Annotated in this window: 15 protein-coding genes; 8 read left to right on the forward strand and 7 right to left on the reverse strand. The window is 58.9% G+C overall.

Features of this window, described 5'->3' with window-relative positions; all coding sequences use genetic code 11:
• The first annotated feature begins 214 nt into the window (after positions 1-214).
• Genes ACK4FF_RS10880 through ACK4FF_RS10890 form a run of 3 tightly spaced genes read left to right on the forward strand, consistent with a single transcriptional unit; the run spans position 215 to position 2,386 of the window.
• Positions 215-1,705 (forward strand): leucyl aminopeptidase, encoded by a 1,491-nt coding sequence (locus ACK4FF_RS10880; RefSeq protein WP_409709484.1) that lies wholly within the window; start codon positions 215-217, stop codon positions 1,703-1,705.
• Between the two features lie 7 nt (positions 1,706-1,712).
• Complete coding sequence (locus ACK4FF_RS10885; protein ID WP_409709487.1) at positions 1,713-2,135, forward strand: DNA polymerase III subunit chi; 423 nt, start codon at positions 1,713-1,715, stop codon at positions 2,133-2,135.
• Between the two features lie 20 nt (positions 2,136-2,155).
• Positions 2,156-2,386, forward strand: a complete 231-nt coding sequence (locus ACK4FF_RS10890; protein WP_409708809.1) for a hypothetical protein — start codon at positions 2,156-2,158, stop codon at positions 2,384-2,386.
• 12 nt (positions 2,387-2,398) lie between these two features.
• On the opposite strand, the gene ACK4FF_RS10895 is transcribed toward ACK4FF_RS10890, so the two are convergent.
• Positions 2,399-4,024, reverse strand: a complete 1,626-nt coding sequence (locus ACK4FF_RS10895) for a methyl-accepting chemotaxis protein (RefSeq protein ID WP_409708812.1) — start codon at positions 4,022-4,024, stop codon at positions 2,399-2,401.
• Positions 4,025-4,318: 294 nt separating this feature from the next.
• Between ACK4FF_RS10895 and ACK4FF_RS10900 the strand changes: the two genes are divergently transcribed.
• Positions 4,319-7,168, forward strand: a complete 2,850-nt coding sequence (locus ACK4FF_RS10900; RefSeq protein WP_409708815.1) for a valine--tRNA ligase — start codon at positions 4,319-4,321, stop codon at positions 7,166-7,168.
• Between the two features lie 22 nt (positions 7,169-7,190).
• On the opposite strand, the gene ACK4FF_RS10905 is transcribed toward ACK4FF_RS10900, so the two are convergent.
• The 6 genes from ACK4FF_RS10905 to ACK4FF_RS10930 form a co-directional block, all read right to left on the reverse strand.
• The gene (locus tag ACK4FF_RS10905) at positions 7,191-7,622 is read right to left on the reverse strand and encodes a BLUF domain-containing protein (RefSeq protein WP_409708818.1); all 432 of its coding nucleotides are present in this window, start codon (positions 7,620-7,622) and stop codon (positions 7,191-7,193) included.
• Positions 7,623-7,742: 120 nt separating this feature from the next.
• A complete protein-coding gene (locus ACK4FF_RS10910; RefSeq protein ID WP_409708821.1) occupies positions 7,743-8,402 on the reverse strand; it encodes a hypothetical protein in 660 nt (219 codons plus the stop codon).
• 13 nt (positions 8,403-8,415) lie between these two features.
• Entirely contained in the window at positions 8,416-8,643 is a 228-nt protein-coding gene (locus ACK4FF_RS10915) for a sulfurtransferase TusA family protein (protein WP_409708824.1), read from the reverse strand.
• 23 nt (positions 8,644-8,666) lie between these two features.
• Positions 8,667-9,182 carry an NUDIX domain-containing protein gene (locus ACK4FF_RS10920; protein WP_409708827.1) on the reverse strand — a complete coding sequence of 172 codons (516 nt, stop codon included), beginning with the start codon at positions 9,180-9,182 and terminating at the stop codon, positions 8,667-8,669.
• 21 nt (positions 9,183-9,203) lie between these two features.
• The gene (alaS, locus tag ACK4FF_RS10925; RefSeq protein WP_409708830.1) at positions 9,204-11,843 is read right to left on the reverse strand and encodes an alanine--tRNA ligase; all 2,640 of its coding nucleotides are present in this window, start codon (positions 11,841-11,843) and stop codon (positions 9,204-9,206) included.
• Positions 11,844-11,896: 53 nt separating this feature from the next.
• On the reverse strand, positions 11,897-12,643 hold the full coding sequence (locus ACK4FF_RS10930) for a glycerophosphodiester phosphodiesterase (protein WP_409708833.1): 747 nt from the start codon (positions 12,641-12,643) through the stop codon (positions 11,897-11,899).
• 99 nt (positions 12,644-12,742) lie between these two features.
• Here ACK4FF_RS10930 and ACK4FF_RS10935 point away from each other — a divergent pair, with 99 nt between their 5' ends.
• The 4 genes from ACK4FF_RS10935 (at position 12,743) to ACK4FF_RS10950 (ending at position 16,000) form a co-directional block, all read left to right on the forward strand.
• A complete protein-coding gene (locus ACK4FF_RS10935; protein WP_409708836.1) occupies positions 12,743-13,063 on the forward strand; it encodes an EthD family reductase in 321 nt (106 codons plus the stop codon).
• A gap of 110 nt (positions 13,064-13,173) precedes the next feature.
• Positions 13,174-14,037 (forward strand): NAD(P)-dependent oxidoreductase, encoded by an 864-nt coding sequence (locus ACK4FF_RS10940; protein ID WP_409708839.1) that lies wholly within the window; start codon positions 13,174-13,176, stop codon positions 14,035-14,037.
• Positions 14,038-14,044: 7 nt separating this feature from the next.
• The gene (locus ACK4FF_RS10945; protein WP_409708842.1) at positions 14,045-14,971 is read left to right on the forward strand and encodes a DMT family transporter; all 927 of its coding nucleotides are present in this window, start codon (positions 14,045-14,047) and stop codon (positions 14,969-14,971) included.
• A gap of 45 nt (positions 14,972-15,016) precedes the next feature.
• A complete protein-coding gene (locus tag ACK4FF_RS10950) occupies positions 15,017-16,000 on the forward strand; it encodes a quinone oxidoreductase family protein (RefSeq protein ID WP_409708845.1) in 984 nt (327 codons plus the stop codon).
• Positions 16,001-16,113: the final 113 nt, after the last annotated feature.

Raw genomic sequence — 16,113 nt, forward strand, 5'->3', positions numbered from 1 at the left:
ATGGTAGATTGTCTCATGCATTCGATTTTCAGGGTCTGGCTTTGCCCACAAATGAGGCGGCAAGCCCCTGAACCTGTTCAACTCAAGGATAGACATCACTGCCATGAACACCCGCAGCAAACCCAAAACAAGCGCCGCCACCCCCCGCAGCAAAGCCACCAAAAAACCAGTGACCCCACCCCCGATGTTTGATTTCAAGCCGGGCACCGGCGGCATGGCCAAAGTGACTGCTGGCGGGCCTGTGCCGTCCAAGAACACCCAAGTGGCCGTGGTCGGGGTGTTTGAGGGTGGTGAACTGAGCGCTGCAGCGCAACGTGCCGACCTGGACACCGAGGGGCTGATTTCAGCCGCCACCAAACTGGACAAAGGCTTGGGCAAACCGGGCAGCCTGCGGACTGTACTGAACACCCAACAAGCAGGCTCCGTGGCCGCCTACGTGGTGGTGGGCTTGGGCAAACCCGGCGACCTCACCGCCAAGGCCCTGCGCAAAGCCACCGACAGCGCCTGCACAGCGGCTGCAAGCCTCAAACCCAAACTGGTGTTTTTCAGCCTGAATCAGGAATTGCCCAAAGGTCAGGATGACGAAACCACCGCTGCTTTGGTGGCCCGCACCATCGGCGAACACTTCTACAGTTTCAGCGCTTGCCGCAAACAGGATGAAGAACCCCTGAATTTGCCTGCCTTTGAACTGGCCTGCACCAAATCCACCGAAAAAGAAGTCACCGCTGGTGTAGCACGCGGCAATGCGGTGGCCTTGGGTATGCAACTGACCCGCGATTTGGGCAATTTGCCCGGCAACATCTGCACCCCGGCCTACTTGGGCGACACCGCCAAGGCCTTGGGCAAGCAATACAAATTGTCTGTCGAGGTGCTGGACCACAAGCAGATGGAAAGCCTGGGCATGTTCAGCCTGCTGTCGGTGGGCAAGGCATCCAACAACCCGCCCAAATTGATTGTGGCCAAGTACAACGGCGCCAAAAACCCGAAGGACGCCCCAGTGGTGTTGGTCGGCAAAGGCATCACCTTCGACACAGGGGGTATTTCATTGAAGCCTGGCGCCAACATGGACGAGATGAAGTACGACATGTGCGGCGCAGCCAGTGTGCTGGGCACCTTGAAGGCCGTGGCTGAAATGAAATTGCCGGTGAACCTGATTGCGGTGGTGCCCACGGCCGAGAACATGCCTGCGGGCAATGCCAGCAAGCCGGGCGACATTGTGGTGTCCATGAGCGGACAAACCATTGAAATTCTGAACACCGACGCCGAGGGCCGTCTCATTCTGTGTGACGCCCTCACCTATGTTGAACGCTTTAACCCAGAAGTGGTGGTGGACGTGGCCACTCTGACTGGCGCCTGTGTGGTGGCGCTGGGCCACGTGAATTCAGGCCTGTTCAGCCCGGACGACGACTTGGCCGATGAAATCATGAGCGCGGGCAAGCAGGCCCTGGACACCGCTTGGCGCATGCCCCTGGACGAGGAATACCACGAACAGCTCAAGAGCAATTTCGCCGACATGGCCAACATTGGTGGCCCGCCTGCAGGCAGTGTGACCGCAGCCTGCTTCCTGCAAAAGTACACCAAAGCCTACCCGTGGGCCCACTTGGACATTGCAGGCACGGCTTGGGTGTCGGGCAAAGCCAAAGGTGCCAGCGGGCGGCCTGTGCCTTTGCTGACCGAGTTCGTGATTGGCCGAAGCGAAGGTTGAACGTGGCGTGACACGGATCGACTTTCATCTGAATGTGGCCGACCTGCTGCTGTACACCTGCCGACTGGTTCGGAAGGCGTACGGCACCGGCCTGAAGGTGGTGCTGTACAGCACGCAGTTCGAGGTGCTGGAACAGCTTGACCGCCTGCTGTGGACCTTCACTGAAGAAGACTTCCTGCCCCATGTGGTCAGTGGACATGCAGGTGCTGCGGACACACCCATTTTGCTCACCGACAAGGCCGATGACATTGTGCATTACGACCTGCTGATCAATCTGGACTTGCAGTGTCCACCGTTTTTCGCGCGGTTTGAGCGTTTGGTGGAATTGGTGAGCACCGATGAAGAACAAAAGGCCCAGGCCCGTGTGCGGTACAAGTTCTACAAGGACCGAGGCTACCCGCTGAGCACCTTTGACCGGGCGACAGCCTGACACATGGAGACACGCTGCGCATGAGCGATCCGTTTGAAGGGGGGCCACCCCTGCTGACCGAAGTCATTGAGAGTGGGCTGCGGGAAATTGAACAATCCACCGCCGGTTCTGGGGTGGTGCCAAGCAACCCTCAATTGGACATTTTGCAAGCGCAACTGCCCGAACTGTTTGAACGGGCATTGTTGCGGGTCAAGCCCCAGTTGTTGCAGGAATTCGCGAACATCATCCGCGAAACCCTGCACAAACCTTGAGTGCCATCACGGTCAGGTTTTGAACACCGACACGGCCTGCCCCAGCGAGCCCGACTGCGAAGCGATCTGGCCCGACAGTTGGGTGTTCTGCGCAATGGCTGCGGTGTTTTCCTCAGTCATCTGGGCCACACGCTCGACGTTGCGGCTGATTTCCACACTGACGTTGGACTGCTCCTTCATCGAGACTGAAATGGCCTGAATGGCCTGACTGACGCGGTCTGCGTTAGTTTTGATCTGCTCAATGGTGACAGACACCGCATCGGCGTACTGAATGCCTTCATCCACCAAGGTGACTGAGTTTTCCATGGCCGAGGTGGCTTCGCCGGTGATGCGCTGAATGTCCAACACCATGGCGGAGATGCGGTCCGTCGAACCTCGGGTTTGCTCCGCCAGCTTTCTAACTTCATCAGCCACCACCGCGAAACCACGGCCACTTTCGCCAGCCCGTGCTGCTTCAATGGCTGCATTCAAGGCCAGCAAGTTGGTTTTTTCCGCAATTTCAGTGATGGTGGAAATAATCTCGGAAATCTCCCCGGACTGCTTTTCCAAAGTCTGCACAGCCTGAGCACTGCCTTGAACCGACTCGGCAATGCGTCGAATACCGGTCACCACCTGGTTCAATGTGGTCATGCCTTCTTCGGCGGACCGTTTGGCCTCCACCGCAGTGTGCGAGGCCTCATTGGAATTCTCGGTGATCTGTCCGATGCTCACGGTGAGCTCCTCCACCGCTGCCGCCATGGAGGCCGTCGCATCAGCCTGCTCCACGGCAGCCTTGTTCATCTGGTCGGAGGCCAATTTCACTGCCTCGGACCCGTCAGTGATGGAATGTGTGGTGCTGCGAATGTTGCCGACCAAGGACTTCAGGTTGGCCATGGTGCGTTGCAGGTGAGTCAGCAATTGGTCAACTTCGTCATGGCCTTGGATCTCAATGCTGCCATTCAAACGCCCCTCGGCCAATTCGCGGATGTGATGCCCGGCCACAGCCAGCTTGCGCTTGAAACCTGCCGCAATGATGAAATTCAGACTTAAACCAATCACCGCAGCAATTGCTGTGAATGCCACGGTCAACCACAAGGAACGCTCATAGGTGTCTTCGGCCACGGCTTTGCGCTCATTAAGCAAGCGCATTTCATCGTTTTGGACGGCGGCCAGCTCGCTGCGCATTTTGTCCATCAGCGGTTTGCCTGGGCGTTCGCGGACCAGTTGTTCGAACTGATCCTGAGTAATCTGCCCGCTATTCAATTCGCGTCGATGGACAATCAAAGGCTCAGCCACATCATTCAACCAAGCGGCGTAGTGGACGTCAAATCTGTTGAACGCCTCGGTCACTACCGGGTTGTGGGCCGTCAATTCGCGAGTCGATTTCAGAACACGCTCAACCACGCCTTTGCCCTCGCCATAGGCGTTGAGGGAAGGCTGGTCACCACGCAGGAGATAACCCCGTTCTGCGCTTTCTACGGCCAGCAACCCTTCCTGAATGGCCAGCACCTGCTCAATGATGGTGTGGGTGAAGTCGTTTTTCTTGTTGGCGTTAACAATCTGTTGACTGTTGTACACCCCCAAAGCACCGATCAATACGGTGAAACCGATGACTGCTGCAAAACTGGCACTGAATTTGGCGCTAATGGTTTTTAACATGCGCGGCTCCGGATAGAAGTGTTGTTTGACAGGTGTGGCTCTAGCTTGGATCTGTACGAATGATAAAAACCGCCCCATCTGGCTGAACCACCAGTTGGGACTAACACCTTTGGACATGGTTAATTTTGGGTGTAGCCGTGGTTTACCCGTCCCCTAAACAGGGGGGTGTTTACCCTGCAGTTTGAGTAGTTTGGCTGAAGTATGGAGGCGCGGGCCCCGCCTGTCCCGCATGGAAACACGCTGGCCAAGGGTATAATTTCGCTCTGTTTTTGCCTGAACCCACCGTGAACTGCCATGACGCTTGCCAAAAGTTTTGACCCCGCCGCGATTGAATCCCTCTGGGGCCCCTCTTGGGAGGCACAGGGGCATGCCAAGGCCACCACGATTGACGGCAAACCCGACTTTTGTATTCAACTGCCCCCACCCAACGTCACCGGTACCCTGCACATGGGCCACGCGTTCAACCAGACCATCATGGACGGGTTAACGCGCTACCACCGCATGCTGGGTCACAACACCTTGTGGCTGCCCGGCACTGACCACGCCGGGATTGCCACCCAAATTGTGGTGGAACGCCAATTGGCCGCCCAAAACGTGACCCGTCACGACTTGGGGCGCACGGCCTTTGTGAATAAAGTCTGGGAATGGAAGCAGGAATCAGGCAGCAAAATCACCCAGCAAATGCGCCGCATGGGCGCCAGTGTGGATTGGGCGCGCGAGTACTTCACCATGGACGAGAAATGCTCTCGGGCGGTGACCGAGGTGTTTGTCCGCCTGTTCGAGCAAGGCCTGATTTACCGCGGTAAACGCTTGGTGAACTGGGACCCTGTGCTGAAAACTGCCGTGTCTGACCTTGAAGTGGAAAGCGTCGAACAAGACGGCTCACTTTGGGAATTGAAGTATCCACTGGTGGAGGCTGACCCCGTGGGTGGACTGACCCACCTCACCGTGGCCACCACCCGCCCGGAAACCATGCTGGGCGACGTGGCGGTGATGGTGCACCCCGAAGACGAGCGCTACAAACACCTGATCGGCAAACAGGTGGTGCTGCCACTGTGCAACCGTGAACTGCCGATTATTGCCGACGAATACGTGGACAAGGAATTCGGCACTGGCGTGGTGAAAGTAACCCCTGCCCATGACTTCAACGACTACGCCGTGGGCCAGCGCCACAACCTGCCACAGATCAACATTCTGACGCTGGATGCGGCCATCAACGAGAACGCGCCCACTGCTTACGTGGGCCTTGACCGTTTCGAAGCCCGCAAACGCATTGTGGCCGACTTGGAGGCACAAGGCCTGCTGGCAGGCATCAAGCCCCACAAACTGATGGTGCCCAAAGGCGACCGCACCGGCGTGGTGATTGAACCCATGCTGACCGACCAGTGGTTTGTGGCCATGAGCAAAGTGGCCGAAGGGGATGAAACAGGCAAAAGCATCACCCAAAAAGCGATTGATGTGGTGGCCAGCGGCCAAGTGAAGTTTGTGCCGGAACAATGGGTGAACACCTACAACCAGTGGCTGAACAACATTCAGGACTGGTGCATTTCCCGCCAACTGTGGTGGGGCCACCAAATTCCTGCGTGGTACAGCGACACTGGCCGGGTGTATGTGGCCCGCACCGAGGAAGAAGCCCGCAGCAAAGCGGCCGCAGATGGCTACACCGGCGCCTTGACCCGTGACGACGATGTGCTGGACACCTGGTTCTCCTCCGCTTTGGTGCCCTTTTCCACCCTGGGTTGGCCCGAGCAAACGCCCGAGCTGAAACACTTCCTGCCCTCATCCGTGCTGGTGACCGGCTTTGACATCATTTTCTTCTGGGTCGCCCGGATGATCATGATGACCACCCACTTCACCGGGCAAGTGCCTTTCAACACCGTCTATGTACATGGCTTGGTACGGGACGCTGAAGGCAAGAAAATGAGCAAATCCGTGGGCAACACGCTGGACCCAGTGGACTTGATCGACGGCTGTAGCCTGGACACCTTGGTGCAGAAGCGCACCACCGGCCTGAGCAAACCCAAAGACGCACCCAAGATTGAAAAACGCACCCGCACCGAGTTCCCCAACGGCATCCCCGCCTACGGCACCGATGCCCTGCGTTTCACCTTCGCCAGCCTGGCGACCTTGGGCCGCAACATCAATTTCGACCAGAAGCGTTGCGACGGTTACCGCAATTTCTGCAACAAACTGTGGAACGCCACCCGCTTTGTGCTGATGAACACCGAAGGGCAAGACTGTGGCTTGGGTGAACACGAAGGCAAAGCCTGCGCACCCGGCGGTTACCTGGACTTTTCCCAAGCCGACCGCTGGATTGTCAGCCAGTTGCAACGGGTGGAAGCCGACATTGCACAGGGCTTCGAGACCTTCCGTTTCGACCTGATTGCGCAGCACATCTACCAGTTTGTGTGGGATGAATACTGCGACTGGTACTTGGAAATTGCCAAGGTGCAGATTGCCACAGGTACAGAAAGCCAGCAGCGCGCCACCCGGCGTACGCTGGTTCGTGTGTTGGAAACCATTCTGCGCCTGGCCCACCCCATCATTCCCTTCATCACTGAAGAGCTGTGGCAAACCGTCAGTGTGGTGGCAGGCCGTAAAGGCGCGGACGAACAAGCCAGCCTGATGACCCAGGCCTACCCGGTCAGCGTGCCCTCACGCATTGACGAACAGGCCGAAGCCCATGTGGCCCAACTGAAAGCCACGGTGGACGCCATTCGCGCCTTGCGTGGCGAAATGGGCCTAAGCCCCGCCGATAAAGTGCCGCTGTTTGCAAGCCATGAAGGGGACGCAGGCAGTCAGGCATTCCTCACCACCGTAGCCCCGGTGCTGGCTGCGCTGGGCAAGCTGAGCGAAGTGCAAGTGGTGTCTGCCTTGCCCACAGGTTCGCCCGCGCCCGTGCAAATCGTCGGTTCTCTGAAACTGATGCTGCATGTGGAAATTGATGTGGAGGCCGAGCGCAAGCGCTTGGGCAAAGAGATCGAACGAATCGGTGGCGAAATTGCCAAGTGCAATGCGAAACTGGGCAATGCCTCTTTTGTAGACCGGGCCCCTGCCGCCGTGGTGGATCAGGAAAAAGGCCGTTTGGCCGAGTTTTCTGCGTTGCTGGAGAAGCTGGAAAACCAGATGTCCAAACTGGGTTGAGCCGCATTGAAGGCCCACCCGTTCAGGGTTGGGCCTCCACGGCCAGCTTGATGTGGGCATACTCCTGAATCAGTTCCAGCGCGGCCTTGCCCAGTGTTCGCCAAGGGCGGTCCAGCCGGTGGTCCAGCAAGCTGAACGCGGAATGCACCCCTTCTTGTTGCGGGGGCACCATGAGGCCCACCATACTCCAGCGATCGAATTGGCGGCGCCGAATAGGGCCACTGGACAGAATTTGAAGGTCCGTGTGGCGAGGGTCGGCCTGAATGCGGCGGTACACCTGCCGAACGGCCTCAGCCGGCCCCTCAATGCATTGCAGGAACTCCCGCTGACTCACCAGCAAAATGCCAGTCACCCCCACCGACTCATTCAACACCGAAGCACGGGCCAGCAGAGACTCCAAGTCCTCAGGGCCGAAGGGCACTGCTTGCACAGAGGTGTACACAATTCTCAACATGACTTTGACTAAAACAGTGAACTCTGTTTTTTTGTTGTAGACAGTTGGGCAAATGCTACGCCGCTCTGTTTCGCTTGGCCTACCACTTTTGGGTTAACCACCAGGCTGTTTAACCATTGTTTACAGTATGCGAATTCCTGCGCATTTTGCAGTCAGGTGTAATCTGTTGCGCTGCAGAAACGCAGCCCATTCCTCACTTGAATGGGGCAGTGGCCGGGCTTGGGCTTGGTAATCGGTGGGGTTGGCATGGGGGTAAGCCAGTAATTCGGCTTGAAGGTTTTTTGCACTGCGATCAAGCAGTTGCATCAACAAACTGCCTTCCAAGCCCAGCTCTCCCGGCAATTCATCGGGGCTGAAACGCAACACGCCCAACTTGGCCAACGGCCGTTTTGGAAAGTCTCGAATGTTCCAGGTGAGCAAAGCCACCGGTTCAGCACGAGCGTGCTTGAGCGACAACGCAGCGGCCGCCACGTGTCGGTCTTTGTCATCGACAGCCCGAACGTCCGCCTTGTAAGGCTCAACACGTTCGGGGGGCAGCACTTGCGCTGAACATCGGGAGGCTAGGCTTAAGCGCTCGGCCTGAGCATCGTCTGCGTGCAAGCGTCCCAAGCGCACCAAGTTGCGGTAGCACTCTTCTTCGATGACAGAAGTCCACGCCAGTGTTGCACCGGCATGGTGGGCCAGGGTTTGAACCCAGACCCGGCACCAAGGGGAAAAGAGTATGTTGGCGTCCAGCACCCAGCACTTGGGCAGCGGCCACTGCGTCAAGCGCACGCTCATGGACGCACTGGCCTCAGCGGCGCTTGAGCATGAAAATGAACGAACCCGACTGCTCTTGCTGCTCCAACAACTCGTTGCCGGTCTGTTTGGCAAACAGGGCAAAATCCCTGACTGCGCCCGGGTCGGTGGCAATCACTTTGAGGACTTGGCCGCTTTGCATGTCCGCCAAGGCTTTTTTGGTTCTGAGGATAGGCAGGGGGCAGTTGAGTCCACTGGCGTCCACTTCTCGATCAATGTTCATCCTGTTTGCTCCTGTGATTGTGCTCAGAATTCCAGCCACTCAAACGGCAGGCCACGGGCCTGCATCCAGTCGGCCATGGCCAAGCCTGTGCCCATGCGCCACGGACGCAAGCGGGCAGGCTCCACCAGCTTGTAGTCCACCAGTTCCTCAGAAAGCGTGACCTCGCCCTCGGCCTGAATGTGATAAGCCATGATGACTTCATTCTTGCGGGCAAAGGGGTACACGCCAATCAGGCTGCTTTGAACAGCGTCCAGATTGGTTTCTTCCTTGAGTTCACGGATTGCCCCCTCCAGTGGGGTTTCGTTTTTTTCAAGAAAGCCGGTGATGAGCGCGTAAAACTGCGGGGGCCAGGCCACGTTGCGGGCCAGCAGAATTTTCCCTTGGTACTCCACCAAAGCCGCCACCACCGGCACCGGGTTGCCCCACTGCACGAAGCCGCAGCCTGCAGCCTCGCAGGCCATTCGGTCAGCGTCCCCAAGGTGCTTGGGCACCAAAGGGGCTGCGCATTGCGGGCAAAAGCGATATTGCAGCGTACTCACAGGCTCACCCTTTGAGCCTGTTCAGGCTTTGGACTTGACCCAGTCCACCACACCGGCCAATGCGGCAGGCAGGTTGTCTGGTTGGGTACCACCGGCTTGGGCCATGTCAGGGCGGCCACCGCCCTTCCCGCCCACCTGTTGGGCGACGAAATTCACCAAATCGCCCGCCTTCACTTTGGCCGTGGCCTCTGGGCTGACCGAGGCAATCAGGCTGACTTTGCCTTCAGCCACAGTGGCCAGCACCAAGGCCGCGTTGCCCAGTTTGTCGCGCAATTTGTCGGCAGTTTCGCGCAGTTGTTTCACATCTGCGCCATCCAGTTTGGCAGCCAGCACCTTGATGCCAGCCACGTCCACGGCCTGGCTGGCGAGGTCGTCGCCTTGCGAGGCGGCCAACTTGCTTTTCAAGCGGTCCAGTTCTTTTTCCAGGCCTTTGACCTGATCGATGATCTGGCTGATTTTTGCAGTGGCCTCGGCAGCCGGTACACGCAGGCTTTGTGCAATGGCGTCCACCTGGGCTTGCGCAGCTTGGGCAAACTCCATGGCACCAAAGCCGGTGGTGGCTTCCACACGACGTATGCCTGCGGCCACACCCGATTCAGCCGTGATTTTGAACAGGCCGATGTCCCCGGTGCGGGCCACGTGGGTGCCACCGCACAATTCACGGGAAGAACCAATGTCCAGCACACGAACAGTGTCGCCGTATTTCTCGCCAAACAACATCATGGCGCCGGCGGCCTTGGCGCTGTCGATGTCCATCACACGGGCTGAGGTGGGCACATTGGCCAGAATTTCTGCATTCACAATCCGCTCAACAGCGGCAATTTGCTCGGCTGTCATGGCGCTGTGGTGGGCGAAGTCGAAACGGGTTTTATCGGCGTCCACCAACGAGCCCTTCTGGCTGACATGCTCGCCCAGCACTTCGCGCAGGGCTTTGTGCATGAGGTGGGTCGCGCTGTGGTTGCGAATGGTGCGGGCACGGCGGTCAGCATCCACACGGGCACCGACTTTGTCACCCACCGCCAAACCACCAGAGACCAATTCCCCGTGGTGACCAAACACGGTGGCCTGAATTTTTTGCGTGTCATCGACACGGAACAGGTTCAGGCAAGAGGCTCCGCTGGTGAGCTCGCCCACGTCACCCACCTGCCCACCGCTTTCGGCGTAGAAGGGGGTTTGGTCCAGCACGATCACGCCTTGCTGGCCCGCTTCTATGCTGTTCACCGAGGTGCCATTCACATAAATGGCAGTGACAGTGGCTTGGGCCACATCCAGTTGGTCGTAGCCCTTGAATTCGGTGGCCACGCCGCTGTAGGCCAGGTCGGCGTCCATCTTGAACTTGCCAGCCGCGCGCGCCTGCTGTTTTTGTTTGTCCATGGCGGCATCAAAAGCCGCCTCGTCCACACTCATCTCACGTTCGCGGCACACATCGGCGGTTAAGTCGAGCGGGAAGCCGTAAGTGTCGTGCAGCTTGAAGGCGGTGTCGCCATCAAGCACACCACCCTTGGGCAATGCTGCCAATGCGGTGTCCAGAATGCTCATGCCATTTTCGATGGTCTCAAAGAAACGCTCTTCTTCGGCCTTCAAAATGCTTTGCACCTGCGCAGCGGCTTTGGCCAGCTCAGGATAGGCCTCGCCCATTTGCGCGACCAGTTCAGGCACCAGCGCATTGAAGAATGGCTTGCGACAACCCAGCTTGTAGCCATGGCGAATGGCCCTGCGCACAATACGGCGCAGTACGTAGCCGCGTCCTTCATTGCCGGGAATCACACCATCGACCACCAGGAACGAACAGGCGCGAATGTGATCGGCAATCACTTTCAGGCTGTTGTTGGCGGTATCCACCGCATTGCCCTGAGCATTCACTTCACGGGCGGCAGCATGAATGAGCGCCTGGAACAGGTCAATCTCGTAATTGCTGTGCACATGCTGAAGCACGGCGGCGATACGCTCCAGGCCCATGCCTGTGTCCACACAGGGCTTGGGCAGGGGGTGCAGCACGCCATCGGCGGTGCGTTCAAACTGCATGAACACCAGGTTCCACACTTCGATGTAGCGGTCACCGTCTTCCTCGGGGCTTCCGGGTGGGCCGCCCCACACATCGGGACCGTGGTCATAGAAAATTTCGGTGCAGGGGCCACAGGGGCCTGTGTCTGCCATTTGCCAGAAGTTGTCGGACGCGTAACGGGCACCCTTATTGTCGCCAATGCGGATGATGCGCTCGGCCGGCACCCCCACCTGTTTGTTCCAGATGGTGTAGGCCTCGTCGTCCTCGTGGTAGACCGTGACATACAGGCGCTCGGCTGGCAGCTTGTAAACGCTGGTCAGCAGTTCCCAAGCGTACTGAATCGCGTTTTCCTTGAAGTAATCGCCAAAGCTGAAGTTGCCCAGCATTTCAAAGAAGGTGTGGTGGCGGGCTGTGTAGCCGACGTTTTCCAGGTCGTTGTGTTTACCACCCGCGCGCACGGAACGCTGGCTGGAGGTTGCGCGGGTGTAGGGCCGCTTGTCCTTGCCGGTGAAGACATCCTTGAACTGAACCATGCCGCTGTTGGTGAACAGCAGCGTGGGGTCATTGCCCGGAACCAGCGAACTGGAGGGCACAATGGTGTGGCCCTTGGAGGCAAAGAAGTTCAGGAATTTGTCGCGAATTTCTGCGGCTTTCATCGGTGGCAAACCTGCAAATGGAAGGATTAGCCCGCAATTATAAGGGGCGGCGGTCAAAAAGGGTGTCCGGGCAAGTCCATTCGATCGGTGAAAATCCCTTGTACACCGAGGGCTTGCAACTGTGCAGCCTGTTCAGGCTCGTTGACGGTGTACACCCTGACGCCCAGCCCTGCGGTGTGTAAACGCCGAACAGCCACAGCATCAGCCCCCGACCAGTGCAGGTGTACTGCTTCCACACCGAGGGCCTGGGCGTGCACCGCCCAGTCATCCGGCAGTTGTTCATACAGCAGGGCCAAGCGGGGCGAGTTCAGGCGGCTTTGAAGAGGCAACAGGCTGGCGTGGTAAAAGCTGGAAAACACCCACATGGACAAGGCCAGGGCGCGCGAGGCACCCGGCAAGTCCAGCACCGCACTGGCCACAGCATCGCCCACGCGCCGGGCATCCTGCGGGTTTTGGGCCTTCAATTCAATGTTGGCCCGCACGGCATGTTGCACGCACCAATTCAACACCTCGGCCAGCCTGGGCACTTTGCGCTCGCCCACTCGGCATTGCTCAATTTGCGCCGAGGTGAGTTGATTGAACAACACGGTTGACGCAGGGCCGCCATTCGACCATTCCGGGGGAAGGCGTTGAATACAGCGCCCCAACACCCAGTCGTGATGAATGAAGGGCACACCATCGGCACTGACTTGCACGTCGAATTCAACCCGGTCAAACCCAGCCAGCCGGGCCTCTTCAAAAGCCTCCAGCGTGTTTTCCAAGGGGCCTTTGCCCGAACCCCGGTGTGCAAACCATTCCATGCGCAACCCCTATGCCCTGTTCAATGCCTGTAGATCAGCCGCAATTCTGGCATACACTGGCCCCACCACAAGTACCCACTTCAGAGGACGGACAGAGAGATGATTAAAGTCAGTGTGATGTACCCAAACCAAGCCGGGGGCCAGTTCAACCACGAGTACTACCGCGACCACCACATGCCCTTGGTGAAAAGCAAAATGGGCAGCGCTTTGTTGTATTACACCGTTGACCGGGGGCTGGCCGGCGGCGCGCCCGGCGAGGCAGCCACCTACGTGGCCATGTGCCATTTGTTTTGTGACTCGATAGACACATTTCAGGCCGCTTTTGCCCCGCACGCAGCGACCATCATGGCGGATTTGCCCAATTACACGAACATTCGCCCTGTGTTGCAGATCAGCCAGGTGACTGTAGAACGGGGCTAACGGTTGCCCTGGGCGCGCACCTAGGGATTTCTAGAAGCGCGCTGCATCACCGCTTGGGCTACAGTGGAACCTGTGTTTCACTTTCCATCCCTTCACAAGGCTGGCCAAGCATGAGTTTGAATATTGCATTTTTGGGTTTGGGGGTCATGGGTTATCCCATGGCGGGGCATTTGGCCAAAGCCGGCCACAGAGTGACGGTGTACAACCGCACGGCCGCCACGGCGCAACAATGGGTTGCCGATTATGGTGGCGCCTCTGCCCCCACACCGGTGAAGGCCGCCGAAGGCCAAGACCTGGTCTTCGCCTGCGTGGGCAATGACGATGACCTGCGACAGGTGTGCACCGGGCTGGACGGAGCATTTCACGCCATGGAGCCCGGCGCGGTGTTTGTGGACCACACCACCGCCAGTGCGCGGATTGCGCGTGAACTGCATGAACAGGCGCGCAACTCGGGCTTCGGTTTCATCGACGCACCCGTGTCCGGCGGGCAGGCGGGGGCCCAGAACGGGCAGCTCACCGTGATGTGCGGCGGGGACGAAGCCGATTTCGAAAAAGCCAAACCGGTCATCACCCACTTTGCCAAGGCCGTCACGCTGATGGGCGAATCGGGCTGCGGCCAGCTCACCAAAATGATGAACCAGATCTGTATTGGTGGCTTGGTACAGGCTTTGGCCGAGGCCCTGAAATTTGGCATGCACGCCGGGCTGGACGTGAACAAGGCGCTGGATGTGATCAGCAAAGGCGCGGCACAAAGCTGGCAAATGGAAAACCGGGGCCGCACCATGGTCAAGGATGAATTCAATTTCGGGTTTGCAGTGGACTGGATGCGCAAAGACTTCTCGCTGGTGCTGGAAGAAGCCCGTCGAAATGGTGCGCAGTTGCCGGTGACCGCCTTGGTAGACCAGTTCTACGCCGAAGTGCAGGCCATGGGTGGCGGGCGCTGGGATACTTCCAGCCTGATTAAACGCCTGTAAGGCCCGCATGAGCCAAACCCGCGCGATGCTCCAGCGTGCGCCACACGCCTGGGGCCTTGCACTGGCCCTGCTCGGTGCGGTCTGTTTCTCTGCCAAGGCTGTGGTGGTTAAACTGGCGTACCGGCATGGCGTGGATGCATCCACTTTGTTGGCCATGCGCATGTTGCTGTCGTGGCCACTGTTTCTGGGCGCGTTGGTGGTCGTCAGTGTGCGCAGCCGGGAACCCTGGAACCTCAGCCAGCGTGACATCGGTCTGATCGCCTTGGCAGGCCTGTTGGGGTATTACCTGGCCAGCCTGTTCGACTTCATGGGTTTGCAGTACATCACTGCTGGCTTGGAACGCTTGATTCTCTTCACCTACCCGTCTTTGGTGTTGATCATGACTTGCCTGCGCAAGCGCCAATGGCCCGCCCGCTGGCAACTGGCGTGCATGGCATTGAGTTATGCCGGTTTGCTGGTGGTGTACGGGCATGAAACAGTATTGACCGGCGCAAACACCACCTTGGGCGTGTTTCTGGTGTTCCTGTCGGCGGTGTGTTACGCCAGCTACCTGATGGTGGGGGAAGAACTGCTCAAACGCCTGGGCACCATTCGCGTTACCGCCCTGGCCATGTTGGTGTCCACTGCTGCGGTGTTGTTGCAAACTGCGGTGCAGCAGCCCTTCTCAGTCATCTGGAACCAGCCCGCCCCGGTGTGGGGGTGGTCAGTCGTTAACGCACTGCTGTGCACCTTTGTGCCGGTGTTTGCGGTGATGACTGCGATCAGCCTGATCGGTGCCCAACGGGTGTCGCAGATGGGCATGGTTGGCCCCATCGCCACTATTTTGCTGGGCACCGTGGCGCTGAACGAGCCCTTCACGGTGTGGCATGCCACTGGCACCGGGCTGGTGTTGGCCGGCGTGGCCCTGCTCAGTTTCAAACGCCCCGCCGCGTAGTTCTTCACTTCACCAACCCATCCAACGATTTTCGGAATAATGACCATGAACACCACCACCCAAACCATTCGGATTCACGCCCATGGGGGCCCAGAGGTGTTGAAGCTGGATACGCTGGACCTTCCCGCGCCCGGGCCGGGGGAGGTGCAGATTGAACACAAAGCGATTGGGCTGAACTTCATTGAAGTGTATTGGCGAACCGGGCTGTACCCACTGCCGCTGCCCAGCGGCTTGGGCAATGAAGCATCGGGTGTGGTGCTGGCTGTTGGCGAGGGGGTGGACGGTGTGAAACCCGGTGACCGGGTGGCCTACGCCTCGGGGCCCGTGGGGGCATACAGTACCCGGCGTAACTTGCCCGCGGGTGTGTTGGTGAAGCTGCCCGACCACATCGGGTTCGACACCGCAGCGGCCATCATGCTCAAGGGGCTGACGGCGCAATACCTGCTCAGGCGCGTTTACCGCGTGCAAGCTGGGGACACGGTGCTGTTTCACGCCGCAGCGGGCGGGGTGGGCTTGATTGCCTGCCAGTGGGCCAAGGCCTTGGGCGCGAAAGTCATCGGCACGGTGTCCACACCCGACAAAGCGGCACTGGCGCTGGCCAACGGCTGTGAAACGGTGTTGATTGCCGGGCAGGACGACATTGTCGCCCGGGTGCGGTCCTTGACTGACGGCCAAGGCGTGCCAGTGGTGTACGACGGGGTGGGCAAAGACACCTTTGTGCAGTCGCTGGACTGCCTGCGGCCTTGTGGTTTGATGGTGAGCTTTGGCAACGCCAGTGGCGCGGTGGACCCGGTGCCCTTGGCTTGGCTGGCCCAACGCGGCTCGCTGATGCTGACCCGCCCTACCCTGGCCACATTCACCGCCCAGCGGGACATGCTTCAGGCCAGTGCCGACGAACTGTTTGCAGCCGTGGGCAGCGGACAGGTTCAGGTGCACATCAACCAGCGCTACGCACTGGCCGACGCGGCCCTGGCCCACGCTGCGCTGGAAAGCCGCCAAACCACGGGCAGTACGGTGTTGGTGCCCTGAACCGGGGGGCCATAAGTCATCTAGCTGACATAAGTCGTCGGTTGTGGGGCGCTGGGGCGAAAAGCCGAATCTGATGCATGTGACAGTCGGTAACACTGTCATGCACCAGAGGC

The sequence above is a fragment of the Limnobacter sp. genome (assembly GCF_046297615.1).
Lineage (GTDB): Bacteria > Pseudomonadota > Gammaproteobacteria > Burkholderiales > Burkholderiaceae_B > Limnobacter.